Source organism: Streptomyces sp. NPDC088785, from assembly GCF_044750685.1.
GTDB lineage: Bacteria > Actinomycetota > Actinomycetes > Streptomycetales > Streptomycetaceae > Streptomyces.
In genome coordinates this window covers 85,341-111,264 of the sequence record NZ_JBIVKH010000010.1, presented here as the reverse complement: position 1 = coordinate 111,264, position 25,924 = coordinate 85,341, and the positions used below count along the sequence as shown (strand labels likewise).

Annotated in this window: 18 protein-coding genes; 8 read left to right on the top strand and 10 right to left on the bottom strand. The window is 73.0% G+C overall.

The features are described 5' to 3' along the window. Positions 1-59: 59 nt before the first annotated feature. On the top strand, positions 60-1,226 hold the full coding sequence (locus tag ACIP5K_RS25325; RefSeq protein ID WP_401412949.1) for a winged helix DNA-binding domain-containing protein: 1,167 nt from the start codon (positions 60-62) through the stop codon (positions 1,224-1,226). A 21-nt stretch (positions 1,227-1,247) separates the two neighbouring features. Here ACIP5K_RS25325 and ACIP5K_RS25320 read toward each other — a convergent pair whose 3' ends face one another. Both ACIP5K_RS25320 and ACIP5K_RS25315 read right to left on the bottom strand, forming a co-directional pair. Beyond that, positions 1,248-1,892, bottom strand: coding sequence for a LysE family translocator (locus ACIP5K_RS25320; protein ID WP_401412948.1), 645 nt, complete (start codon positions 1,890-1,892; stop codon positions 1,248-1,250). 141 nt (positions 1,893-2,033) lie between these two features. Then, a complete protein-coding gene (locus tag ACIP5K_RS25315) occupies positions 2,034-2,867 on the bottom strand; it encodes a response regulator transcription factor (RefSeq protein ID WP_401412947.1) in 834 nt (277 codons plus the stop codon). 137 nt (positions 2,868-3,004) lie between these two features. Here ACIP5K_RS25315 and ACIP5K_RS25310 point away from each other — a divergent pair, with 137 nt between their 5' ends. The 4 genes from ACIP5K_RS25310 to ACIP5K_RS25295 all read left to right on the top strand — a co-directional run bounded on the left by ACIP5K_RS25310 (position 3,005) and on the right by ACIP5K_RS25295 (position 10,017). Continuing rightward, the gene (locus ACIP5K_RS25310; RefSeq protein WP_401412946.1) at positions 3,005-4,546 is read left to right on the top strand and encodes an AMP-binding protein; all 1,542 of its coding nucleotides are present in this window, start codon (positions 3,005-3,007) and stop codon (positions 4,544-4,546) included. Between the two features lie 151 nt (positions 4,547-4,697). Next, positions 4,698-4,922, top strand: a complete 225-nt coding sequence (locus ACIP5K_RS25305) for a hypothetical protein (protein ID WP_401412944.1) — start codon at positions 4,698-4,700, stop codon at positions 4,920-4,922. Between the two features lie 471 nt (positions 4,923-5,393). Further along, positions 5,394-8,267, top strand: coding sequence for a carbohydrate-binding protein (locus tag ACIP5K_RS25300; protein ID WP_401412942.1), 2,874 nt, complete (start codon positions 5,394-5,396; stop codon positions 8,265-8,267). A 22-nt stretch (positions 8,268-8,289) separates the two neighbouring features. After that, positions 8,290-10,017, top strand: a complete 1,728-nt coding sequence (locus ACIP5K_RS25295) for a ThuA domain-containing protein (protein WP_401412941.1) — start codon at positions 8,290-8,292, stop codon at positions 10,015-10,017. A 66-nt stretch (positions 10,018-10,083) separates the two neighbouring features. On the opposite strand, the gene ACIP5K_RS25290 is transcribed toward ACIP5K_RS25295, so the two are convergent. The 5 genes from ACIP5K_RS25290 to abc-f all read right to left on the bottom strand — a co-directional run bounded on the left by ACIP5K_RS25290 (position 10,084) and on the right by abc-f (position 17,860). Beyond that, complete coding sequence (locus tag ACIP5K_RS25290; RefSeq protein WP_401412939.1) at positions 10,084-12,648, bottom strand: ABC transporter permease; 2,565 nt, start codon at positions 12,646-12,648, stop codon at positions 10,084-10,086. A gap of 92 nt (positions 12,649-12,740) precedes the next feature. After that, positions 12,741-13,511: an ABC transporter ATP-binding protein gene (locus ACIP5K_RS25285; protein ID WP_401412936.1), complete on the bottom strand. Its 771-nt coding sequence runs from the start codon at positions 13,509-13,511 to the stop codon at positions 12,741-12,743. 188 nt (positions 13,512-13,699) lie between these two features. Beyond that, complete coding sequence (locus ACIP5K_RS25280; protein WP_401413143.1) at positions 13,700-14,326, bottom strand: response regulator; 627 nt, start codon at positions 14,324-14,326, stop codon at positions 13,700-13,702. Between the two features lie 47 nt (positions 14,327-14,373). Next, positions 14,374-16,083 (bottom strand): sensor histidine kinase, encoded by a 1,710-nt coding sequence (locus tag ACIP5K_RS25275; RefSeq protein WP_401412934.1) that lies wholly within the window; start codon positions 16,081-16,083, stop codon positions 14,374-14,376. 142 nt (positions 16,084-16,225) lie between these two features. After that, the gene (gene abc-f, locus ACIP5K_RS25270) at positions 16,226-17,860 is read right to left on the bottom strand and encodes a ribosomal protection-like ABC-F family protein (protein WP_401412932.1); all 1,635 of its coding nucleotides are present in this window, start codon (positions 17,858-17,860) and stop codon (positions 16,226-16,228) included. Between the two features lie 590 nt (positions 17,861-18,450). On the opposite strand from abc-f, the gene ACIP5K_RS25265 reads away from it, so the two are divergent. Continuing rightward, on the top strand, positions 18,451-20,073 hold the full coding sequence (locus tag ACIP5K_RS25265) for an AMP-binding protein (RefSeq protein WP_401412930.1): 1,623 nt from the start codon (positions 18,451-18,453) through the stop codon (positions 20,071-20,073). A gap of 22 nt (positions 20,074-20,095) precedes the next feature. Here ACIP5K_RS25265 and ACIP5K_RS25260 read toward each other — a convergent pair whose 3' ends face one another. Both ACIP5K_RS25260 and ACIP5K_RS25255 read right to left on the bottom strand, forming a co-directional pair. Continuing rightward, positions 20,096-20,602 (bottom strand): GNAT family N-acetyltransferase, encoded by a 507-nt coding sequence (locus ACIP5K_RS25260; protein WP_401412928.1) that lies wholly within the window; start codon positions 20,600-20,602, stop codon positions 20,096-20,098. Positions 20,603-20,639: 37 nt separating this feature from the next. Next, on the bottom strand, positions 20,640-21,332 hold the full coding sequence (locus ACIP5K_RS25255) for a hypothetical protein (protein ID WP_401412927.1): 693 nt from the start codon (positions 21,330-21,332) through the stop codon (positions 20,640-20,642). Positions 21,333-21,569: 237 nt separating this feature from the next. Between ACIP5K_RS25255 and gcl the strand changes: the two genes are divergently transcribed. Next, entirely contained in the window at positions 21,570-23,357 is a 1,788-nt protein-coding gene (gene gcl / locus ACIP5K_RS25250) for a glyoxylate carboligase (RefSeq protein ID WP_401412925.1), read from the top strand. A gap of 140 nt (positions 23,358-23,497) precedes the next feature. Continuing rightward, positions 23,498-23,929: a hypothetical protein gene (locus tag ACIP5K_RS25245; RefSeq protein WP_401412924.1), complete on the top strand. Its 432-nt coding sequence runs from the start codon at positions 23,498-23,500 to the stop codon at positions 23,927-23,929. A gap of 381 nt (positions 23,930-24,310) precedes the next feature. On the opposite strand, the gene ACIP5K_RS25240 is transcribed toward ACIP5K_RS25245, so the two are convergent. Further along, positions 24,311-25,768, bottom strand: a complete 1,458-nt coding sequence (locus ACIP5K_RS25240; RefSeq protein WP_401412923.1) for a catalase — start codon at positions 25,766-25,768, stop codon at positions 24,311-24,313. Positions 25,769-25,924 lie beyond the last annotated feature (156 nt).

Genomic DNA, 25,924 nt, shown 5'->3' with positions numbered 1-25,924 from the left:
TCCGCACGGGCAGCGGCATCGCGGACACCGTCGGCCGCGTGCGCCGTTACCGTCACCCCATGACGACGAAGCCGATCACCGCACGCGCCCTCGGCCGGGCCACCCTGGAGCGGCAACTCCTGCTCCGCCGCAGCCCCCTGGAGCCCGAGGACGCGGTCGCCCACCTCCTCGGGCTCCAGGCGCAGGAGGTCCGCCCGCCCTACCTGGCGCTCGCCGCCCGCCTCGACGGCTTCACGCCCGCCGGCCTCTCCGACGCCCTCGCGGCGCGGCGCGTCGCCCGCATCGTCACCCTGCGCTCCACGATCCACCTGCACACCGCCGAGGACTGCATGACGCTGCGCCCCCTGGTGCAGCCCGCCCGGGAGCGCGAACTGCACCTCTTCCGCAAGGGCCTCGACGGCGTCGACCTCACCCGGCTCGCCGCCCTGACCAGGCCGTACGTCGAGGAGGAGCCGCGCACCCCGAAGGAGATCCGCGACCTGCTGGGCGTCCACTGGCCGGACGCCGACCCCCAGGCCCTGTCCGTCGCCGCCCGCGCCTGCCTGCCCCTCGTCCAGGCCACGCCGCGCGGCCTGTGGCGGCGGAGCGGTGGCGTCCGGCTGACCACCGCCGAGCACTGGCTCGGCCTGCCCACCGCGCCCGCCCCCGGCCCCGACGCCGCATCCGACCCCGCATCCGGTCCCGGCACCATTCCCGACCCCGACGACACGATCCTGCGCTACCTCGGCGCCTTCGGGCCCGCCTCCGTGAAGGACTTCCAGCAGTGGGCCGGGCTCACCCGCACCAAGGACGCGTTCGAGCGGCTGCGGCCGCGACTCGTGACGTTCCGCGACGAGCACGGCGCGGAGCTGTTCGACCTGCCCGACGCACCGCGGCCCGACGCCGACACCCCGGCACCGCCCCGGCTGCTCGCCGAGTTCGACAACCTCCTCCTGTCGCACGCCGACCGCACCCGCGTCGTCGCCGAGGCCGACCGGGGCCGCAACTGGCAGGCCAACACCGCCTACGCGACCTTCCTCGTCGACGGCATGCTCGCCGGCCTGTGGACCCTGAAGGAGCCGAAGGGCGTCAAGGCCCGGGCCGCCGGCAGTGTGCTCACCCTCGAACCCTTCCGGACGCTCGCCCGCGCCCGGCGCGAGGAACTCGTCGCCGAGGCCGAGCGCACCGCGGCCGTCCTGGAGGCACCCGGCCCGGTCACCGTCGACTTCGGCACCGTCCGCACCTGAGCCGCGCGCACGGCCGGGAAGTCAGTCGGCGCGGCCCGTCGCCGCCACGGTCACCCCGAGCCCGATCAGCGCGAAGCCGCCCGTCCCGCCGATCATCGACAGGCGGCGGTCCGAACGCGCGAACCAGTCCCGCGCCGCCGACGCCGTCAGCCCCCACAGGGTGTCCGTGACCAGGCCGATGCCGATCGGTATCAGACCCAGGAGCAGCATCTGGAGCGGAACGCGTCCCGCGTCGTGGTTCACGAACTGCGGGAGCACCGCCGCGAAGAACACGATCCCCTTGGGGTTGGTGACACCCACCAGGATGCCGTCGGCCACCGTGCGCCCGACGCCCTTCGCGGGCTCCGCCGGTTCGCGCGGGTCCGACAGCCTCATGGCGTGCCGGTGCCGGAACGCCTGGACGCCCAGGTACACCAGATAGGCGGCACCGGCCAGCTTCACCGCCACGAAGAGCGCCGCCGACCGCTCCACCAGGGAGCCGACCCCGAGGGCCACCGCCACCACCAGCAGGTACGAGCCGACGAGATTGCCCAGCGCCGTCGCCACCGCCGTGCGTCTGCCGTGCGCGAGCGCCCGCCCGATCACGAACAGCACACTCGGCCCCGGAACCACGATCACCAGCAGCGACATCGCCGCGAACGCCAGAAACCTGTCCGTCGACACCACACGCCCACCCCCCACCGGTCACAACGGCCACGACAAGACACGACAGCCACGACAGACACGACGGCTCAGGGACGCCGTCGAGGCCATCCCACCATCCCCTCGTACGCCATTGAAGACCACGGCACCGACAATCGGGTCCCGCTAGGGCAACAGCCCCGCCCGCCGCGCCTGTGCCACGGCCTCACCCCGGGTGCGCGCCCCCAGCCTGCGCATCGCCGACCGCAGATACCCCTTGACCGTCTCGGGGCGCAGTCCGAGCCGGTCCGCCGCCACCGCGTTCGTCGCGCCCTGCGCCACGCACGCCAGCACATCGATCTCGCGGGGCGCGAGCGCCACCGGCGTCTCCCGGTCCGGCGGCGCCCCGGCGGACGCCAGCCGGCCGCACACCGCGAGGAGTTCGGCCCGCAGCGCCGGATCGACGATCCTCGGGGCGAGCGCACGCAGCGCCCCGTGCGCCTCGCGGACCTCCTCCCAGGCGCCGGTGCCCTCGGTGGCCGGCGCGGTCGCCGCGGTCAGCAGGGCCCGTGCCTCGTCGCGCGCCACCAGCGCCTGTTCCACGTCGCGGGCCGCCGCGAGCGCCGCGGTCAGCACCCGGTCGCCGAGCGGCTGGGCGGTGCGCAGCGCCCCGTACAGCACGCCCCGCACCCGGCGGCGCACGACGACGGGCACGGCGAGCACCGAGCGCAGGCCCTCGGCCGCGACGGCGGTGTCGTACTCGTGGCTGATGTGCCGCGAGTCGTGGTAGTCGGTGACCGCGCAGGCCCGGGCCAGGGAGAGGGCCTTGCCGCCGAGTCCGTTGCCCGTCGCCACCGCGAGGCCGCGCAGCGAGTGCGTCGCCGCGCCGCTCAGCTCGCCGATGCGCACCTGTCCCGGGCCCGCCGTCAGCCCGCCGAACGCGACCGGCAGTTCGGTGCCGCGGCGCAGCCGCACCAGTGCCGACCGCAGCTCCACGGCCACGGAGATGTCCGCGCTCACCCTCGCTCTCCCTGCTGTGCTCTGTTCACCCCCGTTCGGGGGTGGTGAGATCCGCGTCACGGACTACACGATGTCAGACACGGTCCGCAAGGGCCGGGTCCGCGGCGCCGCGGGTGCCCAGGGAGCAGGAGAGAACGATGCGCGTTCCGATGACGATCAGCGACTTCTTGGACCGGGCCGAACTGGGGTTCGCCCACAGTCCCGGCGTGATCGACGAACCCGACCAGCCGGCCCCGCCCGTGCCCACGTCCACGTACGGACGTCTCGGTGAGCGGGTGCGGGCCTGGCAGGCCGGTCTCGACGCGCTCGGGGTCGGTGAGGGCGAGCGCGTCGCGGTGCTCAGCCACAACTCCGCCCGCATGTTGGAGCTGCTGTTCGCGGTGCCGATGAGCGGGCGGATCTGCGTACCGGTCAACTTCCGGCTGAAGGCCGAGGAGATCGAGTACGTGGTCCGGCAGAGCGGCGCGTCGGTGCTGCTCGTCGACCCCGAGGTGCAGGAGGTCAGCGCGCACGCCAAGACGGCCCACCGGTTCGTCCTCGGCGAGCAGACCGAGACCGAGCTGATGCGGTTCGGGGTGGAGCCGCGCCCCTGGTCGGCCCCCGACGAGGACGCCACGGCGACCATCAACTACACCTCGGGGACGACCGCGCGCCCCAAGGGCGTGCAGCTCACCCACCGCAACATCTGGGTGAACGGGCTGACCTTCGGCCTGCACACCCGGGCCTGGGAGCAGGACGTGTACATGCACACCCTGCCGATGTTCCACTGCAACGGCTGGGGCATGCCGTTCGTCGCAGCCGGGCTCGGCATGAAGCAGGTCGTGCTCCGCAAGGTCGACGGGGGCGAGATCCTGCGCCGCGTGGACGAGCACGGCGTGACGCTGATGTGCGGCGCGCCCGCGGTGTGGAACGCGGTGCTCGACGCGGCGGCCGGCTGGGACGGCGCGATCCCCGGCCGCGACCGGGTGCGGATCGTCTGCGCGGGCGCCCCGCCGCCGAGCCGCATGATCCAGCGCGTGGAGCAGGAGCTGGGCTGGGAGTTCACCCAGATCTACGGCCTGACCGAGACGTCCCCCGTCCTGACGTTCAACCGCGCGCGGTCGGAGGAGTCCCTGCTGCCCGCCGAGGACCGGGCGCGGCGCCAGTCGCGGGCCGGTGTGCCGGCGCTCGGCGTGAAGCTGCGTGTCGCCGACTCCGGCGAGGTGCTGGCCCGCTCGAACGTCGTGCTCGACGGCTACTGGGAGAAGCCCGAGGAGACGGCCGCCGCCCTGGAGGGCGACTGGTTCCACACCGGGGACGGCGGCACCATCGACCCGGCCGACGGCCACCTCACGATCTCCGACCGCAAGAAGGACGTCATCATCACGGGCGGGGAGAACGTGTCGTCGATCGAGGTCGAGGACACCGTCTTCAGCCACCCCGCGGTGGCCGAGGTCGCGGTGATCGGGGTGCCGGACACCAAGTGGGGCGAGACGATCAAGGCCCTGGTGGTGCTCGTGGACGGCGCCACGGTGACGGAGGCCGAGCTGATCGCGTACTGCAAGGAGCGGGTGGCCGGCTACAAGGCGCCGACGACCGTGGAGTTCCGGGACGTCATCCCGCGGACGGCCACCGGCAAGATCCAGAAGTTCAAGCTGCGCGAGCCGTACTGGGAGGGGCGGGAGCGCGGCGTCAACTGACCCCCGGCCGAGGCCTTGGCGTAGCGCGGCCGTGATGGAACCGTTACGCACAAGGGTTACGGGAGTGCAGGAAAGGGAATTCTGTGGCGCCTGGTGAGATGGAGGGCCCTTCCTACGTACATCTGCGCGATCTGAGGGCACCCGTCACGCCATGACGATCCCTGAGAGTGCCGCCGCCCGCCTGACGCCCATCTATGACCTCCTCGTGGAAGAGCGGGGGGACGCGCTGACGGTGAGCCGCACGGCCGCCGAGGACACGCACGCGTTCGCCCGTCGAGCCCTGGACTGGAGCGGCGTGCGGGACGCGGCGCGCGAGCGGGACGTGGCCTCCTTCTCGCCATTCGGTCACCACAGAGAGAGCGCGGACCTCGCCTGACCGCCCGTCCGGGAAGGAGAGTGAGCGGCTCCCCGCGCAAGGGCTGAGGACGGAGAGCCGCCCGTGACGAGTTCCCCCCCTGCGCCGGCGTACGCGCACCCCGGCCGCGCCCTCGTGGCGCCACGGTGACAGGTGAGCCCGGTACCGCACCCCCGTCGGTACCGGGCTCACCTGTGCGCGGGCGACGGGGGGCGGACGCGTGCCGGACGCGGGCGCCCGTAGCTGGTCGATGCACGTAATCGGCGTCCCGCACGGGTATTTGTGTGGTCCCTTGACAAACTAGGGGGGCGTTGCCAGCATGCGAAATTCGCACGGACTGCATCGCCCCGAGATCCTCCGCACGGATCGGCACCTCCTCCCGGGAACGACGGCTCGTCACCCCCGGAGAGGCATTCCTCCCGCACGCGCCCGGAGTCGACATTGTCATGCCTCCTTCAGGTGCGTATCCCCGCACGGTCAGGAAGGAAGCTCATGTCCGAGAGCCCCAGACGCACGCCCTCCCGCCGGACCCGCCCCCGACGCACCCTGCTCCGCTGGCTCCTCGCCCTCGGCCTGGTGGCGGGCGGCGGCGGCCTGGCCGGGCCCGCGGTCGCCCAGCCCGCGGCGCGCCCCGCCGCGCCCGCCGCCATCCCCGCGGGCGACTACCAGCAGGTCCAACTCGCCGTCGGCGCCGCCGAACTGGGCGAGGCCATGTCCCTCGCCGTCCTGCCCGACCGCGCGGTCGTCCACACGGCCCGCGACGGCACGCTGCGGTACACGGACGCGGCGGGCAACACCAAGACCGCCGGGAAGCTGGACGTGTACACCCACGACGAGGAAGGGCTCCAGGGCGTGGCGGCCGACCCCGGCTTCGCCTCGAACCGCTACCTCTACCTGTACTACTCGCCCAAGCTCAGCACCCCCGCCGGGGACGCGCCGACCACCGGCACCGCGGCCGACTTCGCGGCGTGGAAGGGACACCTGAACCTCTCCCGCTTCACCCTGAAGACCGACGGCACCCTCGACCTGGCCAGCGAGAAGGTCCTCCTGGAGGTCGACAACGACCGGGGCCAGTGCTGCCACGTCGGCGGCGACATCGACTTCGACGCCGCCGGGAACCTGTACCTGACGACCGGCGACGACACCAACCCGTTCGACTCGGCCGGCTACGCGCCCCTCGACGAACGCACCGACCGCAACCCGCAGTTCGACGCCCAGCGCAGCTCGGGCAACACCAACGACCTGCGCGGCAAGGTCCTGCGCATCAAGCCCACGGCGGCCGGCGGCTACACCGTCCCGGCCGGCAACCTGTTCGCGCCGGGGACCGCGAAGACGCGCCCCGAGATCTACGCGATGGGCTTCCGCAACCCGTTCCGGATGTCCGTCGACAAGGCCACGGGCACCGTCTACCTCGGCGACTACGGCCCCGACGCGGGCGCCACCGACGCCACGCGCGGACCCAGCGGGCAGGTCGAGTTCAACCGGATCACCGCCCCGGGCAACTACGGATGGCCGTACTGCACGGGCACGAACACGGCCACCGAGACCTACGGCGAGTACACGTTCCCCAGCGGCCCCTCGGCGGGCAAGTACGCCTGCGCGAGCGGCCCGGCCAACAACTCCTTCCGCAACACCGGACAGGCCACGCTGCCCGCCGCCAAGCCCGCCTGGATCCGGTACGCCGGCGACGCGGGATCGCCGCCCGAGTTCGGCAGCGGCTCCGAGTCGCCGATGGGCGGACCCGTCTACCGGTACGACGCGAACCTCAACTCCGCCGTGAAGTTCCCGCAGTCGCTCGACGGCCGCTTCTTCGCGGGCGAGTACGGCCGCAAGTGGATCAAGGCGATCGAGGTCAAGGCCGACGGCTCGCCCGGCACCATCGAGGACTTTCCCTGGACCGGCACCCAGGTCATGGACCAGGCCTTCGGCCCCGACGGCGCGCTCTACGTGCTCGACTACGGCACCGGCGCCAACAACCAGGCCCTCTACCGCATCGAGTACCTCGCCGGCAGCAACCGCAACCCGATCGCCAAGGCGGCGGCCGACAAGGTCTCCGGCGCCGTCCCGCTCACCGTCGCCTTCTCCTCGGCCGGCAGCTCCGACCCGGAGGGCAGGGCCCTGACCTACGCGTGGGACTTCGGCGACGGGACCAGCTCCAGCGCGGCCAACCCCAGCCACACGTACACCACCAAGGGCACCTTCCGTCCCACGCTCACCGTGCGGGACCCCGAAGGACTCACCGGCACCGCCAGTCTCGTGGTGACCTCCGGCAACACCGCGCCGACCGTCACGCTCCAGACGCCGGGGGACGGCGCACTGTTCTCCTTCGGTGACACCGTGCCCTTCCGGGTCACCGTGAGCGACCCCGAGGACGGCACCGTCGACTGCTCCAAGGTCAAGGTCACCTACCTCCTCGGGCACGACGAGCACCGCCACCAGATCACCCAGGCCACGGGCTGCACCGGCAGCATCGCCGTGCCGACCGACGGCGAGCACGACAGCGCCGCCAACATCTACGGGGTCTTCGACGCCGAGTACACCGACGGGGCGGGCCTGACCACGCACAGCACCCGCGTCCTCCAGCCGCGCCACCGCCAGGGCGAGCACTTCTCCGCCCAGTCCGGCGTGCAGATCGCGCCGCACGCGACCGCGGAGGGCGGCAACACCGTCGGCTACACCGACAACGGCGACTGGATCTCCTTCAAGCCGTACGTGCTCGGCAACGCGAGCAGGATCACCGCGCGGGTCTCCTCCGGCGGCGCGGGCGGGACCCTCGAAGTCCGCGCGGGCTCGGCGACGGGCACCCTGCTCGGCACCGCGACCGTCGCACCGACCGGCGGCTGGGAGAACTTCGTCGACGTCGGCGCGAACCTGAGCGGAGCACCCGCCGGCACCACCGAACTGTTCCTCGTCTTCAAGGGGCCGACGGGCCAGGGCAACCTCTTCGACCTGGACGCCTTCACCTTCGCCACCGCGGGCGCTGGCCAGACCGTCGAGGGCGAGTCGTACAGCTCCTCGCAGGGCGTGCAGATCGCCGACCACGCCCCCGCGAGCGGCGGAAAGACGCTCGGCTACATCGAGAACGGCGACTGGGCCGGCTACGCCTCCGTACCGACCGCCGGGACCAAGACCTTCTCCGCGAAGGTCTCCTCGGCCGGGGCCGGGGGCACCATCCAGATCCGCTCCGGTTCCGCGACCGGCCCCCTGCTGGGTTCGGTCGCCGTCACGGGCACCGGCGGCTGGGAGACCTTCGCCACCGTCTCCACGGCGCTGACCGGGACCGCGAGCTCCGGCGCGCTGTTCCTCACCTTCACCGGAGGATCCGGCTCGCTGTTCGACATCGACACGCTCACCCTCACCAAGTGACCCGTGACGAAGGGAGAAGACAGTGAGGTTCCACCGGCTCCGCGCACGACCACGCGCCGCGGTCGCGGCCGCCGCCCTCGCCCTGGGCGTCGCGGGCTCGCTCCTGAGCCCCGCCCAGCAGGCCGGGGCGGCCGACCCCGCCTACCGGATCCTGGTGTTCAGCAAGACCGCCGGTTTCCGGCACGACTCCATCCCGGCCGGCACCCAGGCCCTGCGCGACCTGGGAGCGGCCAACAACTTCACGGTCACCGCCACGGAGGACGCGGGCGCCTTCACCACCGCCAACCTGGCGGGATACAAGGCCGTCGTCTTCCTCTCCACCACCGGCGACGTCCTCGACCCCGCCCAGCAGACCGCCCTCCAGGGGTATGTCGACGGCGGCGGCGGCTTCCTGGGCGTCCACGCGGCGGCCGACACCGAGTACGACTGGCCCTACTACCAGCAGCTGGCCGGCGCCTGGTTCAAGTCCCACCCCGCCATCCAGCAGGCCACGGTGAGGACCGAGGACCGGGCGCACGCCGCCACCGCGCACCTGGGCCGCACCTGGAGCCGCACCGACGAGTGGTACAACTACCGCACCAACCCGCGCTCCACCGCCCACGTCCTCCAGAGCCTCGACGAGAGCAGCTACTCCGGAGGCGAGATGGCGGGCGACCACCCCATCACGTGGTGCCACCCGCAGGGAACCGGCCGCTCCTTCTACACCGGGCTCGGCCACACCCAGGAGTCGTACGCGGACCCCGCGTTCCGCACGCTGCTGCTCGGCGGCATCCGGTACGCGGCCGGCTACGCCAGGGCCGACTGCCGCCCCGAGACCGGGTACACCCCCCTGTACGACGGCTCCACCGCCGGCTGGTCCCAGGCCGGCCCCGGCGGGTTCACCTCCGCCGACGCGACCCTGTCCGCACAGGGCGGAATGGGCCTGTACTGGTACCAGGCGAAGCAGTTCGCGTCGTACTCGCTCAAGCTGGACTGGCGGATGCCGGGCGACGACAACTCCGGTGTCTTCGTGGGCTTCCCGGCCTCCGGCGACCCCAACTCGGCCGTCCAGCAGGGGTACGAGATCCAGATCGACGCCACCGACTCCGCCGACCGCACCACCGGGTCGGTCTACGGGTTCCGGTCGGCGGACATCGCGGCCCGGGACCGGGCGCTGAACCCGCCGGGCAGCTGGAACACGTACGAGATCCGGGTGGAGGGGGAACGGCTCCAGGTCTTCCTCAACGGAGACCGGATCAACGACTTCACCAACACGGACCCGGTCCGCTCCCTCCAGCAGGGATACATCGGCATCCAGAACCACGCGGCCGGTGACGACATCTCCTTCCGGAACATCCGGATCAAGGAGCTGGGGGGAACGCCCCCCGCCACCACGACCTACGAGGGGGAGGCGTACACGTCCGCGCAGGGCGTCCAGGTCGCCGACCACGGCCCGGCGAGCGGTGGAAGGACGCTCGGCTACATCGAGAACGGCGACTGGGCGGGCTACGGACAGGCCCCGCTCGACGGAGCCCGCACCTTCTCGGCGCGGGTCTCCTCGGCCGGAGCGGGCGGCACCCTCCAGGTCCGTTCGGGCTCCGCGACCGGTCCCGTCGTGGGATCGGTGGCCGTCCCCAACACCGGCGGCTGGGAGACCTTCGCCACCGTGTCGACCGGGCTGACGGGCACGCCGGGCGGACCGGTGTTCCTGACGTTCAGCGGGGGAGCGGGGTCGCTCTTCGACGTCGACACCTTCACCCTCGGCCGGTGACGGACCCGCTCCCCGTGCGCGCCGGACGCGCACGGGGAGCGGGCCGGCCCGCTCCGGTGGGCCCCGCTATCCCCGGCCGACCGCCCGGAGCGGACTCAGCGCGGCCGCCCGGCGGGCCGGGACCGCGGCCGTGACCGCCCCGACGGCGAGGGACACGAGGGTGATGAGCGCGAGCGACGCCCAGGGCGGGGAGAAGGCGTATTGCGGGATCGCGCCGTTGAGCAGCCCGCTGATCCGCCACGCTCCGAACAGGCCGCAGGCCAGGCCGAGCAGGGTGCCGAACGCCGCGATGCAGAGGGACTCGAGACGGATCATGCGGCGCACGTCCGGGCGGTCCGTCCCGATGGCGCGCAGGACGCCGATCTCACGGGTGCGTTCGGTGACGGACATGGCGAGGGTGTTCACCATGCCGAGAGCGGAGATCAGCACCCCGACGGCCAGCAGGCCGAAGACCGTGGACATCAGGCTCCCGGCGGTTCCGGCCTGTTCCCGCACCAGTTGGTCGCGGTTCTGGACCTTCAGCAGCGGACTCGCGCCGACGGCGGCGCGCAGCCTCTTCTCCATGTCGCCGTCGACGGCGTCGCCGGTGGTGCGCACCAGGACGCGCTGCACGGAAGCGCGGAGCAGCGCCCCCTGCTGGACGTCGGCGCGGTCACCGAGGACGTCCTGGGCGGTGGGGTTGTCCCGGTATACGCCGACGACGGTGAACGGCCGGTCCCGGTCGTCCGTGCCGGGGCCGATGTGCGTCCGGATCCGCCGGCCCGTGGTGATCCGCTGCTCGTGGGCGAAGCTCTCGGACACCGCGATCCGGCCGGGGCCGAGGTCCTTCAGGGCGCCGCTCAGGAAGCGCAGGTTCAGCACGTCGCCCGCGGTGCCCGGGTCGACGCCCGAGATGTTCGCGACGGAGCCGTGGGCCAGGCTGGAGTCCGCGACCGCGGAGACGGTCCGCACGCCGGGGAGCGCGGCGAGCCGCCGGACGGCGGCGGGATCGACCGCGGCGCCGCTGTCGTGGGTGCTGATCACGTAGTCGGCGCTCAGCCCGGCGGCGGCCTGGGAGTCCAGCGCCTTGTGCGACGACTGGTCGATGACCGCGAGCGAGGCGACCAGCGCCGTGCTGAGCATCAGCGCGGCCGCGGTGGCCGCGGTGCGCCGCGGGTCGCGCAGCGTGTTCTGCCGGGCCAGGTCACCGACCGCGCCGAAGGGGGCGAGGGAGCGGCCGAGCAGGCGGATCACCGGGCCGGCGAGCAGCGGCGCGAGGACGAGGACCCCCAGGACGAGGAGGCCGCCGCCGAACAGGGCGTCCCGCACGTTGTCGTCGGTGGCGCTGGTCGCGTCGTGGAGGGAGAGCAGCAGCCCCGCACCCGCGGCGAGCAGGACCAGGCCGACGGCGCCGCGGATCCGGGACACCGCGGCGGGCGGCGGCTGCTCGGCGCTGCGCATCGCCTCGACGGGCGCGGTCCGGGCGGCGCGCCGGGCCGGCAGCCAGGCGGCGGCCACGGTCACGCCGACGCCCACGGCGAGCGCGGCGAGGACCGGCACCGCGCCGATGACCAGCGGGCCGTCGGGCATGAGGTCGTCGGAGGTGTCCAGGAGCGTGGGCAGCAGCTCGGCGACGCCCAGGCCGAGGGCGAACCCGAGGGCGGAGGCGACCAGCCCCACCAGGGCCGCTTCGGCGAGGACCGAGCGGACGACCTGGCGGCGGGTGGCACCGACGGCCCGGAGCAGGGCGATCTCGCGGGTCCTGCGGGACACCAGCATCGTGAAGGTGTTGACGATGAGGAACGAGCCGATGAACAGGGAGACCACGGCGAAGAGCATCGGGAGACGTTCGTAGCCGCTGGTCTTCGCCGCGACGAACACGGCCTGCTGGTCGGCCTGGGCGGCGGCGGTGACGGCCTCGGCCCGGCCGGCGGGCAGCACCGCGGCGACCCGGTCCCGGAGCCGGAACTGGTCGGTGCCCGGCGCGGCGGTCAGGTCGATGCCGTTGTAGTGGCCGGGGACGGCGAACAGCTTCTGCGCGGTGGCCCTGTCGAACACGGCGAGGGTGCCGCCGGCGTCGACCCGGCTGTCCGTGGTGGACACCAGGCCCACCAGGCGCTTCGTGAGCACGGGCCCGTCGACGGCGAGGGTGACGGTGTCGCCGAGGGAGTAGCCGGCGGCCTTCGCCGTGCCCCGGTCCAGGGCCACCTCGTGGCTGTCGGCGGGGGCGCGGCCGGCCGTCAGCGGGTAGCGCGGGTCCCCGCCGTCCGGGCGGGGCACGTAGGCGGCGCCGAACCGGCCCATCATGTCGTCGGCGCGCAGGGGCCTGCCGTCCTTCGCGGCGAGCGTGACCGAGCCGCTCGCGTCGGGGCGGACGGAGGCGACGCCGTCGACGCCGGCCAGCTCGCGCACCAGGGCGTCGTCGAGGGCACCGAACCGCTCGTCGCCGGTGGCGCCCGGCTCCGCTGTCGGGGTGACGCTCACGTCCAGGTCGGCGAAGTCCCGGGTGACCGCGGCGCGGTGGGCGGCCGTGAGGGTGTCGGTGAAGACGAGGGAACCGGAGATGAACGCGACGCCGAGACAGACCGCGAGGACGGTCATGGCCAGGCGTGCCTTGTGCGCGCGGACGTTGCGCAGCGCTGTTCGCAGCATGGGGGGCTTTCGGGAGAAGAGGGAGAGGGGATAAGGGGGGTGCCGGGTGCCGGGTGCCGGGTGCCGGGTGCCGGGTGCCGGATGCGTGGGCGTCAGCGCGTTCGCGCGGCCTGCGTCTCGAAGGCGAGCATCCGGTCGAGCACCGCGTCGGCGCCGGGCTCGTGCAACTCGTCCACGAGACGCCCGTCGGACAGGAACACCACGCGATCGGCGTGGGCGGCGGCGACCGGGTCGTGGGTGACCATCACCACGGTCTGGCCCAGGTCCCGTACGGAGTCCCGCAGGAAGCCCAGCAGTTCCGCGCCCGACCGGGAGTCGAGGTTGCCGGTGGGCTCGTCCGCGAACACGATGTCCGGGCGGGACACCAGGGCGCGGGCGACCGCGACGCGCTGTTGCTGGCCGCCGGACAACTGCGACGGCCGGTGGGCGAGCCGGTCGCCGAGTCCGACGGTCGCGACCACCGTGTCGAGCCACGCGGCATCCGGCTCGCGGCCCGCCAGACGCAGGGGGAGCGTCATGTTCTCCAGCGCGGTCTGGGTGGGCAGCAGGTTGAATCCCTGGAAGACGAAGCCGACCTTCTCCCGGCGCAGCGCGGTGAGTTCGCGGTCGGTCAGCGAGGCGAGTTCGACGCCGCCGATACGCGTCGAGCCGGAACTGACGGAGTCCAGTCCCGCCATGCAGTGCATCAGCGTCGACTTGCCCGAGCCGGAGGGGCCCATCACGGCGGTGAACCGGCCGCGCGCGAACTCCACGGACACCGCGTCGAGGGCGACGACCCGGGTGTCTCCCTTCCCGTAGGCCTTGGTGAGGTCGGTGGCGCGGGCGGCCGGTTCCCCGGCGGGGGCGGTGAGATGGGGTGACATGGGAACTCCGAAGGGGGACGGAGGCCGCTCGCACGAGGCGCAGCGAACCGGGACATCCCCATCCTCAACGCGTCCACCTGCGCGAACATCGGCCGCGAGGCGGTGATCGAGGTCTTCAGAAGGAGAGGGCCGAGGGCCCGGTCTCTGCCTTTCGGCACACCTTTCGGCACACCGCGTCGGCGCAGCCGTCAGGGCCGCAGGTCGGTGCGATGAGCGAGCAGCGCCGCCTGTACGCGGCTGGCGCACCCGGTCTTCTCCAGCACCGCTCGCACATGCGTCTTCACCGTGCCGACGCCGATGCCCAGGCGCTCGGCGAGGTCCTGGTTCGACAGCCCCTCGCCGAGCATCGCCAGGACCTGCCGCTCGCGCGCGGTGAGCCGGGCGAGCCGTTCGTCCTCGGAATCCGGGTGGCCGAGGGCGGGGGAGGCGCCGCGCAGCATGCGGGCGATCACGGATCCGGTGACGCCGGGGGAGAGCACCGCGTCCCCGGCGGCGGCCGCCCGCAGCGCGCTGATCAGCTCCTGCGGCCCCTCGTCCTTGAGGATGAAGCCGCAGGCACCGTCGTGCAGGGCGCGCAGCACGTTCGGTTCGTCGCCGAAGGTCGTCAGCATGACCACGCGTGGCGCCGGATCGAGGGCGAGCAGGGGCCGGATCGCGGCCAGTCCGTCACCGCCCGGCATCCGGATGTCCAGCAGCACCACGTCCGGCCGGTGCTCGGCGGCCTCCGCGACCGCGCGGACCCCGTCGGGTGCCTCGGCGACCACGTCGATGCCGTCGGTGTGCTTCAGGATCAGGCGCACTCCGTGCCGGATCATCGCCTCGTCGTCGGCGAGCAGGACACGGATGGCGGGCGCGCGGCCGCTCACGGGGCCTCCCAGGGCGGGCCGTCCGGCACGGACGGCACGGTGAAATGGTCGATGGCGAGGAGACGGCGGGACCCGTCGAAGCAGTAGCGGTCGATCCGCAGCACGTCCCGCGCCCCCGCGGGATCTCCGTGGCGGTACACGCAGCCCGCGGTCCGCGCGGGCCGCGACGGTTCGCGTCCGGTGGCGGCGGCCCGCGTCCCCGGGTCGTCGTACACGCCCTTCAGCTGCTCGTAGGTCATGCCCGGGCGCGGTACGGGCGGCGGGGTCACCCCGCGCGGAAGGCCGTAGACCATGACGATGCCGGCGCCCATCGTCACCCACAGGGCCACCGCGCCCAGCGCGAGGACCCGGTGCCCGGTCCGCCGCGGGGTGCGGGCGAGCGCCGTCGCCCCGGCACCCGCCGATACCGTGCCCTCGGCGGCGTCGGCGTCCTCGGCGGCGGCGGACGGCTCCGGCGGGCCGGGCGGAGCCGTCCCGGTCCCGTCCGGGGCCGTCGGGACGGTCGCGCGCACCTGGAACCCGCCGGACGGCAGCGGAGCCGCCTCCAGTACGCCGCCCAGCAGCCCGACCCGCTCGCGCAGCCCCGTCAGACCGCGTCCGGTACCGAGCCCGTCCGGCCCGTCCGGCCCGTCCGGCGCGGTGGCCGCGGGGCCGTTGCGGACGGTCACCCGCACCGTCCCGTCGCCGTGCGCGACCCGGACGGCGACGGAGGCGTCCGGCGCGTAGCGGTGCACGTTGGTGAGCGCTTCCCGCACCACCCGGTGCACGGCCCGGCGCACGGCCGCGGGGCAGCCGTCGACATCGGGGCCCGTCCACTCCAGGTCCACGCGCACGCCGCCGTCCCGGGACGCCGCCACCAGCGCCGTGACGTCGGCGCGGGTGCCGGTCGCCTCGGTCAGCGCGTCCGGGCCGGTGTCCCGGCCGAGCGGGCCGAGGACGCCGAGGGCCTGACGCAGGTCGCGCATCGCGTCGCGGGTGGTGCGGCGGACGAGGACGGCCTCCTCGCGCAGCTCCGGCGCGGACCGCCGCAGAGCCATTTCGAGGCCGCCCGCGTGCAGCGAGACGAGGCTGAGCCGGTGGCCCAGGAGATCGTGCATCTCGGCCGCGATCCGGGACCGCTCACGGGCCCGGGCCTCGCCGTCCGCGGAGCGCCGGGCCCGCTCGGCCGCGTCGCCCCGCTCGCGCAGGGCGCGCAGCAGCCGTGCCTGCTGCCCGGCGACCGTCCCGATCAGCCCGGGCACCACGACGGCGGTGACCGCCAGCACCAGGCCCTGCGCCGGACCGTACGCGGCGCGGCCGGGTCCGAGGACGACGGCGGTGGCGGACGCGGTGGCCACCACCAGCAGGCTCCCGCCGACCAGGGCCCGTATCCGGTCGCGCGGGCGCACCGTGTCCAGGGACACGGTGTACGCGGCCACCGCCAGGACCGGCCCGGTGACCGGGGCGGCCCCGGCCAGCACGGCGAGAGCCGTCAGCACGGTCAGGGGCAGCCGCCACCGCAGGGAGAGGAGGGCCGCCGCGATCGGCACGCAGGCGAGCTGGAACCCCGGGTGCGGGGGGTCGGAGAGCCCCAGGACGCACCGGAGGAGCAGGAGGGAGGCCGCCGCGGCACCGATCGTCTCCGCGAGGACCCGGCCGCGGCCCGGACGCGCCGAGGAGGCGCCGTCCGGGGGGACGGGAGGACGGAAACCGCTGATGAGGGGCACGCCCTCCAGTATTGCCGCCCCCGGGGCGCACCGGCGTGATCCGCAAGGCCGATGGCGGGCTCTGCCTTTCGGCAGAGCCACCGGTCCGCCCCGGAGCCCGCCGGGGTGCGGGTGCAGGCGAGCCCCGGAGCCCGCCGGCGGCTCACCCCTCGGGGCCGCCGCTCTCGTGCAGCGTGCCGTCGGCCACCCGCAGCCAGCGGTTCACGCCGATCTCGGTGAGGAACCGCTCGTCGTGGCTGACCACGATGAACGCCCCCTGGTAGGAGTTGAGCGCGCCCTCCAGCTGGCCCGCGCTGACGAGGTCCAGGTTGTTCGTCGGCTCGTCGAGCAGCAGCAGGTGCGGGGCGGGCTCCGCGCACAGCACACAGGCCAGCGTGGCGCGCAGCCGCTCGCCGCCCGACAGCAGCCCGACCGGCAGGTGCGCGTGGGCGCCCCGGAAGAGGAAGCGGGCCAGCAGGTTCATCCGCTCGGCCTCGGGCCGCTCGGGCGCGTACGCGGCGAAGTTCTCCGCCACCGTCAGCTCCGGGTCCAGCAGGTCGAGCCGCTGCGACAGATACGCGACCCGGCCCTCGCTCCGCCTGATCTCCCCGCCGTCCGGGGCGAGTTCGCCGGTGATCAGCCGCAGCAGGGTGGTCTTGCCCGCGCCGTTGGGCCCGGTCAGCGCGATCCGCTCGGGGCCGCGCACGGTCAGGCCGACGCCGCCGTCGGCGAACACCGGCCGCCCGCCGTGCCGGGCCTGGAGCCCCTCGCCGATGAACAGGTTGCGCCCGGCGGGCACGTGGGTGTCCGGCAGTTCCAGGGTGAGCCGCTGCTCGTCGCGGACCGCGCGCCCGGCCTCGTCGAGGCGCGCCTTGGCGTCGCCGACCCGGGACGCGTGCACCTGCCCGGAGCGGCCCGCGGATTCCTGCGCGCCGCGCTTCATGGTCCCGGCGAAGATCTTGGGCAGTCCGGCGCTCTTGAGGTTCTTCGTCGCGTTGCTCTGCCGCCGCTCGGCGCGCTCGCGGGCCTGTTGCATCTCCCGCTTCTCGCGCTTGAGTTCCTGCGCGGCGTTGCGCACGTTCTTCTCGGCGACCTCCTGCTCGGCGCGCACGGCTTCCTCGTACGCGGTGAAGTTGCCCCCGTAGAAGCGCAGTTCGCCGTTGCCGAGCTCCGCGACGCGGTCCATCCGGTCGAGCAGCGCCCGGTCGTGGCTGACCAGCAGCAGGCAGCCGGAGAAGTCCGCCAGCACGTCGTACAGCTGGTGCCGGGCCGCCAGGTCGAGGTTGTTGGTCGGCTCGTCGAGCAGCAGCACGTCGGGCCGCTTCAGCAGCTGGGCGGCGAGGCCCAGCGAGACGACCTGGCCGCCGCTGAGCGTGCCCAGGTCGCGGTCGAGGGCGAGGCCGGCCAGACCGAGCCGGTCGAGCTGGGCGCGGGTGCGCTCCTCGATGTCCCAGTCGTCGCCGATGGTGGTGAAGTGCTCCTCGGCCACGTCGCCGGACTCGACGGCGTCGATGGCCCGGATGACGGGCGCGACCCCGAGCACCTCGGAGACCGTGAGGCCGTCCGTCAGCGGCAGGGTCTGCGGGAGGTGGGCGAGCGTGCCGTCGACCGACACCGATCCCGCCGTCGGCGTCAGCTCGCCCGCGATCAGCTTGAGCAGCGTGCTCTTGCCGGAGCCGTTGGGCGCGACCAGGCCGGTGCGGCCCGGGGCGACGGTGAAGGACAGGTCCTGGAAGACGGGGGTGTCGTCGGGCCAGGAGAAGGAGAGGTTCGAGCAGACGATGGAGGCGTCGGACATGGAGGTGACCTCGGAGGGACGCGGGCAGACGGACCTCTGCCCTGAGCGGCGCGGGAAAAGGGGTACGACGGACCGGCCACTGCCGGCAGCGCTCTCTCAGCGCCCGCCGGTGGCCTGTCAGCTCCGGGTCTCACCCGGAGATGTCGTCGTCACCCGCCACGACTGCCACTCCTCGCTCACGAAGCTCAAGAACCGTTCGCCCTGATCGCACACGTCAGGTCACTCGAAGCGTAACAGGCGGCCCCGCGCCACGGCGGGCCGCGGACACGGCCCACACCCGGGCCCAGCCGCCGACGGCTCACGTCCCGGCCCGCGGCCGACGGGTCACGTCGCCCGGCGGACGGAGGCGCGCCCGCCGTCCGGTGAAGTGCCCCGTGCCGTCGCCGAGGGCGGAACGGGCCCGGTGGCGGGCGGCGGCCACCGGCCGCAACGGCGGCCCGGGCGGTTCCCGGACGACGGTGACGTACGAGCGGGCCGCCGCCGAGACGGCCGCTGACGAGGGGGTACGAACTCGCGGCACGCCCGGTTAGGTTGCTCACCGGGCGTGCCGCGACGGGCCCGCCCGCCGCCCGCCCAAGGAGGACCCGCCGGTGACCGTCCCCTCGACCGCACTCTCGTACACGCACGGCACCAGTGCGACGCCCCTGCTCGGCGACACCATCGGCGCCAACCTCCGGCGTGCCGTGGACGCCTGGCCCGACCGCGAGGCGCTCGTCGACGTGGCCGGCGGGCGCCGCTGGACGTACCGCCGGTTCGGCGCGGACGTCGAGGAGCTGGCGCGCGGGCTGCTCGCGCGGGGCGTCGCGAAGGGGGACCGGGTCGGGATCTGGGCGGTCAACTGCCCCGAGTGGGTGCTCGTCCAGTACGCGACCGCGCGCATCGGCGCGATCATGGTGAATATCAACCCGGCCTACCGGGCGCACGAACTGGCCTATGTGCTGCGGCAGTCGGGCGTCAGCATGCTCATCGCGTCCCCCGCGCACAAGGACACCGACTACCGCGAGCTGGTGCGCCGGGTCGCCCCCGAGTGCCCGGAGCTGCGCGAGCGCGTCTTCATCGGCGACCACAGCTGGGACGCGCTCGTCGCGGGCGCGCAGGCGGTGACGGCCGGGCAACTGGCGGCCCGCGAGGCCGAGTTGTCCTGCGACGACCCGGTCAACATCCAGTACACCTCGGGCACCACCGGCTTCCCGAAGGGCGCCACCCTCTCCCACCACAACATCCTCAACAACGGCTTCTGGGTGGGCGAGACGGTCGGCTACAGCGAGCAGGACCGGGTGTGCCTGCCCGTCCCGTTCTACCACTGCTTCGGGATGGTGATGGGCAATCTGGGCGCCACCTCGCACGGCGCCTGCATCGTCATCCCCGCCCCCGCCTTCGACCCGGCGGCCACGCTGCGCGCGGTGGAGCGGGAGCGGTGCACCTCGCTGTACGGGGTGCCCACCATGTTCATCGCCGAGCTGAACCTGCCGGACTTCGCCGCTCACGACCTGTCGAGCCTGCGCACCGGGATCATGGCGGGCTCGCCGTGCCCCGTCGAGGTGATGAAGCGGGTCGTCGCCGAGATGCACATGGCCGAGGTCTCCATCTGCTACGGCATGACGGAGACCTCGCCCGTCTCCCTCCAGACCCGGCGCGACGACGACCTGGAGCGCCGCACCGGCACCGTCGGCCGCGTCCTGCCGCACATCGAGGTCAAGGTGGTCGACCCGGTCACCGGCGTCACCGTGCCGCGCGGCGAGCCCGGCGAGCTGTGCACCCGGGGCTACAGCGTGATGCTCGGCTACTGGGGCGAGCCCGAGAGGACCGCCGAGGTCGTCGACGCCGGCCGGTGGATGCACACCGGCGATCTGGCGGTGCTGCGCGAGGACGGGTATGCGCAGATCGTCGGCCGCATCAAGGACATGATCATCCGCGGCGGCGAGAACATCTACCCCCGCGAGATCGAGGAGTTCCTGTACGCGCATCCGAAGATCGCCGACGTCCAGGTGGTCGGCGTGCCGCACGAGAAGTACGGGGAGGAGGTCCTGGCCTGCGTGATCCTTCGGGACCCGGCGGACCCCCTCACCCTGGACGAGCTGCGCGCGTACTGCCGCGACCGGCTCGCGCACTACAAGGTGCCGAGCCGGCTGCGGCTGCTCGACGCGTTCCCGATGACGGTCAGCGGCAAGGTCCGCAAGGTCGAACTCCGCGAGGGGTACGCGCCGCGCTGAGCGGCCCGGTGCGCGGCGCCGGTCAGCCGTCGCGGCGCATGCAGATCCGGGGCCACCGGTCCAGGCCGAGCCGCGCCTCCGCCGCGCGGATCCGGCGCAGCCCCGGGGTGAGCGCGGCGCCGGTCAGCGGGCGGAATCCCAGCCGCTCGTAGTAGGGGGCGTTCCAGGGCACCTCGGTGAAGGTGGTCAGGGTCAGCCCGGCCAGGCCCGCGCGGTGGGCGTGGTCGGCGGCGTGCGCGATCAGGGCCCGGCCGACCCCGCGCCGGGCGGTGGCCGGGTGCACGGTGACCTGCTCGATGTGGAAGGCGCCGTCCACCGTCTCGCCGACCAGGTACGCGAGCACGGTCCCGGCCTCGTCGACCGCCACCCAGGCGTGCCCGGCCGCGCGGTAGCGCTCCAGGTCGGCGAGCGCGGGCGGGTCGTCGTCGGCGACGGCGTCCATGCCGAGCGGGCGGAACAGCTCGCCCGCGGCCCGCTCCAGCTCTTGCAGTCGGGGCAGCTCGGCCGCCTCGGCGCTACGAATGATCATGGCGTCAGTATGCGACAGGGCCCGCAGAGCGCGGGTGTCACGTCCCCCCGGCGATCATCTCGTCGGCCGGGCTGTTCACCGGCTGGGGCGCACCGGTCACGTCGAGCACGAAGAGCGGGACGAGCAGCTCGTCCGCGCGGGTGCGGGCCTCGTCCGCGTAGCCGGCGAGGGAGAAGTAGACGCAGGCCGCCGACTCCGTCATCGACTGGAGCCACAGGCACTCCACGTCGCGCACGGTCGCGGGCCGCACCGAGGGTTCGAGCTGGGCCACGAGCCCGCGCGCGGCGAGCCCGATGCCGGACGGCGGGCGCTGGTCGGCGCGGCGCACGTCCGGATAGCCGAGCCAGCGCAGATAGAGCGCGACGGCGGTCACCGCGTCGCGCGCGGTGCGGATGGCGACGGGCTGGAACGCGGGCCGGGGCGGGGCCGCCGTCCGCGGCAGCGGTATGTGCTGCGGCGGGGGCGCCTGGTCGTCCTGGACCGGCAGGCGGAGCAGCGCTCCGCAGTCGCAGCCCAGTTCGGGGCGCGGCCAGCGGTCGCGGCGGCCGCACACCGGGCACCGCAGGGTGACCCAGTCGTCGTCCCAGGTGTGGTCGCTGACCGCCTCGGCGGCGGCGCCGCGGACCAGCGGCGGGGCCACCGGCGCACCGCACGCGCACGGCAGTGCCGCGGGGACGTAGGTGTGCTCGCGCGGGCAGGCCGGGCAGCGGACGCGCACAGGCTCGGCCATCACACCCCCTGATGGGCCGAAGGATTCCGGATCGGTCGAGTCTCATCATCCACCTTGACGGCCTTCCTGACCCCCCTCTACATTGCTTCCATATAGCAGAAGCTAGTTTCCACAATACGGAAAAGCGTACGGAATTCAGAGCTCGCCGCGGGGCGCGACGGGAGCGTGAATCCGACATCCGAAGACAGAGCTGACAAGTCAGTGACCGCAAGTCACTGCAAGGAGTCGGGAGCACTCATGGCTCGAATGACCGCAGTCCGCGCGGCAGTTGAGATCCTCAAGCGCGAGGGCGTCACGAACGCGTTCGGCGTGCCCGGTGCCGCCATCAACCCCTTCTACAAGGCGCTCAAGGAGGGTGGCGGCATCGACCACACCCTCGCCCGGCACGTCGAGGGCGCCTCGCACATGGCCGAGGGCTACACGCGCGCGAACCCGGGCAACATCGGTGTCTGCATCGGCACCTCGGGGCCCGCGGGCACCGACATGATCACCGGTCTCTACTCCGCCATCGGCGACTCGATCCCGATCCTCTGCATCACGGGCCAGGCGCCGACGCACCTGCTCCACAAGGAGGACTTCCAGGCCGTCGACATCGCGACGATCGCCAAGCCGGTCACCAAGATGGCCGTCACGGTCCTGGAGGCGGCGCAGGTCCCGGGCGTCTTCCAGCAGGCCTTCCACCTGATGCGCTCCGGCCGTCCGGGCCCGGTCCTCATCGACCTGCCCATCGACGTCCAGCAGACCGAGATCGAGTTCGACCCCGACACGTACGAGCCGCTGCCGGTCTACAAGCCGGCCGCGACCCGGGCCCAGATCGAGAAGGCGATCGGCTTCCTGCTGGAGTCCGAGAAGCCGCTGATCGTCGCGGGCGGCGGCATCATCAACGCCGACGCGAGCGACCTGCTCGTCGAGTTCGCGGAGCTCACCGGCACCCCCGTCGTGCCGACCCTGATGGGCTGGGGCACGATCCCCGACGACCACGACCTGAACGCGGGCATGGTCGGCCAGCAGACCGGCCACCGCTACGGCAACGCCACGTTCCTGGAGTCGGACTTCGTCCTCGGCATCGGCAACCGCTGGGCCAACCGCCACACCGGCTACAAGCTCGACGTCTACCAGGGCGAGCGGAAGTTCGTGCACGTCGACATCGAGCCCACCCAGATCGGCAAGATCTTCGCGCCGGACTACGGGATCACGTCCGACGCCAAGGCGGCCCTGGAGCTGTTCGTGGAGGTCGCCAAGGAGCTGAAGGCGGCCGGGAAGCTGCCCGACCGCTCCGCGTGGATCGCCTCCCACCTGGAGCGCAAGGAGACCCTCCAGCGCCGGACGCACTTCGACGACATCCCCATGAAGCCGCAGCGCGTCTACGAGGAGATGAACAAGGCGTTCGGCAAGGACACCCGGTACGTGACGACCATCGGCCTGTCGCAGATCGCCGGCGCCCAGATGCTGCACGTCTACAAGCCGCGCCACTGGATCAACTGCGGCCAGGCGGGCCCGCTGGGCTGGACCATCCCGGCCGCGCTCGGCGTCGCCAAGGCCGACCCGGACACCCAGGTGGTCGCCCTCTCCGGCGACTACGACTTCCAGTTCATGATCGAGGAGCTGGCGGTCGGCGCGCAGCACCGGATCCCGTACGTCCACGTCCTGGTGAACAACGCCTACCTGGGGCTGATCCGGCAGGCGCAGATCGGCCTGGACATCAACTTCCAGGTCAACCTGGAGTTCGAGAACCAGAACAGCCCGGAGCTGGGCGTCTACGGCGTCGACCACGTCAAGGTCGCCGAGGGCCTGGGCTGCAAGGCGATCCGGGTGACGGACCCCGCCGAGCTGGCGACCGCCTTCGAGCAGGCCCGCAAGCTCGCGCAGGAGCACCGGGTGCCGGTCGTCGTCGAGGCGATCCTGGAGCGCATCACGAACATCGCGATGAGCCCCACGGCCGACATCAGCGCGGTCAAGGAGTTCGAGGAGCTCGCGACGGAGCCGGGGCACGCGCCCACGGCGATCAGGCCGCTGAAGGTCTGACCCCGCGGCTCCGACGAGGGGCAGCTCCCGCGGACACGGACGGGCGGGCCACCGGTGCACACCGGTGGCCCGCCCGTCCGCGTTGTCGGTGCGGTGCCCTACCGTTCATGACAGAGGCCGAAGATCGCGGGGAGTGCCGCATGGGCGCATGGATGGACTACTTCAGTGCAGTCGACGACGAGACGGCCGCGGAGCAGCTGGACGTCGGCGAGGTGCCCGGCGCCGTCTGCGGCAACGGGATCGACCCGGCCGTGATGATGGCCAACCTGGAGTCCCTGCTGACCGGCCGGGGCTACGAGGAGGTGCGGGCGCAGCCCCGCCAGTGCGCCCTCGTCGCGCAGGAGGGGGACTGCGCGGTCGTCGTGACGACGCTGACGGACGCGGTGCGCGACGCGCTGGCGGGCGCGGACCCGGGGGAGCTGCGGACGGCCGCGGCGGCCTGGGGCCGCACCGAGGAGTTCGACGGCGACGAGGCGGAGGACGAACTGGCGGCGCTCGTCGAGTCCTTCGCCGAGCTGGCCCGCGAGGCGCGGGCGGCCGGCCACCGGCTGTACTGCCGCGTCAGCATGTGAGGCGGGCGGCGGGCGGCCGGCCACCGGCTGACACGGAGGAGCCCCCGGGTACGGACCGTCGTACCCGGGGGCTCCGGAGTGGGAGGTGGTGGCCGTCCGACGGCGCGCGACTGGCGATACATGCATGCGCGCCACCGGACGGAGCTCTGCGGTGGCTGGGACCGCGGCGGCGGTACGACGGTCTCCGGAGCCGCCTGCCTCAGGTCGACAGGGGGCCGGAACCTTCACCACCGCACTGGCGCGTACGCCGCCGCGGTCCTCGTCCGCCCGTACCGCCCCGGGACCACCCCTCATCCGGGTCCCGAAGCGGTTCGGGTCTGCGCGTACGGAGCCGACCTCCCATCGGTCCCGTACGCAGTCTGTGTGTCGCCGCGGTGCGGCTCAGTCCTCGCGCAGGGCGCGGACCGCCGCCTCCACGCGCTTGCCGTAGTCGGGGTCGGCGGCGTGGAAGTGGGCGAGGTTCTTCTCCACGATGTCGTCGTGCGAGACCTGGGAGAGTCCGCCGGCGATGTTCGCCACCAGACGCCCCTTCTCGTCCTCCGACATCAGGCGGTACAGCTCGCCCGCCTGGAAGAAGTCGTCGTCCTTGGTGTGGGCCGGGGCCTCGTGGGTGCCCGTGTACCCGGCGACGGCCAGCGGCGAGGCGAGCGGGCGGCCGGTCTCGACGGGGCCGTCGAAGGAGTTCGGCTCGTAGTTCTTGCGGGTGCGGCCGTAGGCGTTGGTCGCCATCACGCCGTCCCGGCCGTAGTTGTCCGCCGCGGTCGCCCTCGGCGCGTTCACCGGCAGCTGGGTGTGGTTGACGCCCAGGCGGTAGCGGTGCGCGTCCGCGTAGGCGAAGAGGCGGCCCTGGAGCATCTTGTCCGGGGAGGGACCGATGCCGGGCACGAAGTTGTTGGGGGAGAACGCGGCCTGCTCGACCTCGGCGAACACGTTGTCCGGGTTGCGGTCGAGGACCAGGCGGCCCACGCGCTGGAGCGGGTAGTCCTTGTGCGGCCACACCTTGGTGAGGTCGAACGGGTTGAAGCGGTAGTCCGCCGCCTCGGCCGCCGGCATGATCTGGACGTAGAGCGTCCAGGACGGGTGCACACCCCGCTCGATGGCCTGGAGCAGGTCCGTCTGGTGGGAGTTGGCGTCCTTGCCGACGATCTCCTGGGCCTGCTCGGTGGAGAGCGAGCGGACCCCCTGGTTCGTCTTGAAGTGGTACTTCACGAAGAAGGCTTCGCCCTGCTCGTTCGTCCACTGGTAGGTGTGCGAGCCGTAGCCGTTCATGTGCCGGTACGAGGCCGGGATGCCGCGGTCGCCCATCAGCCAGGTCACCTGGTGCGTGGCCTCGGGGGCGTGCGCCCAGAAGTCCCAGACGTTCTCCGGCTCCTGCTTGCCCGTGAAGGGGTCGCGCTTCTGGGAGTGGATGAAGTCGGGGAACTTCAGCGGGTCCTTGATGAAGAACACCGGGGTGTTGTTGCCGACGAGGTCGTAGTTGCCCTCTTCGGTGTAGAACTTCAGCGCGAAGCCGCGGGGGTCGCGGACGGCGTCCGAACCACCGAGGTTGTCGGCGACGGTCGAGAAGCGCAGGAAGACCTCGGTGCGCTTGCCGATCGTGCTGAGGAAGTCGGCGTGGGTGAAGCCGGTGACGTCGTCGGTCACCTCGAAGTGGCCGTAGGCGCCGGAGCCGCGGGCGTGCACCACGCGCTCCGGGATGCGCTCACGGTTGAAGCGGGCGAGCTTCTCCAGGAGGTGCTGGTCCTGGAGCAGGATCGGGCCGCCCACGCCTGCGGTGGCGGAGTTCTGGTTGTCGGCGACTGGGGCGCCGGACTCGGTCGTGAGCACACGCTTCGGCATTATTCGAGGCGACCTTCCGTGCAGTGGCAGCTGACGATGGCTGGCGATGTGGGGGAGCGTAAGGACCCCTGAACTGCCACGTCAACAGTTTGTTGAAGTTATCGGTGGAGCTTGTTCAACATTTTGTTGAACGGTAGGGCATGAGTGGTTCCGGGC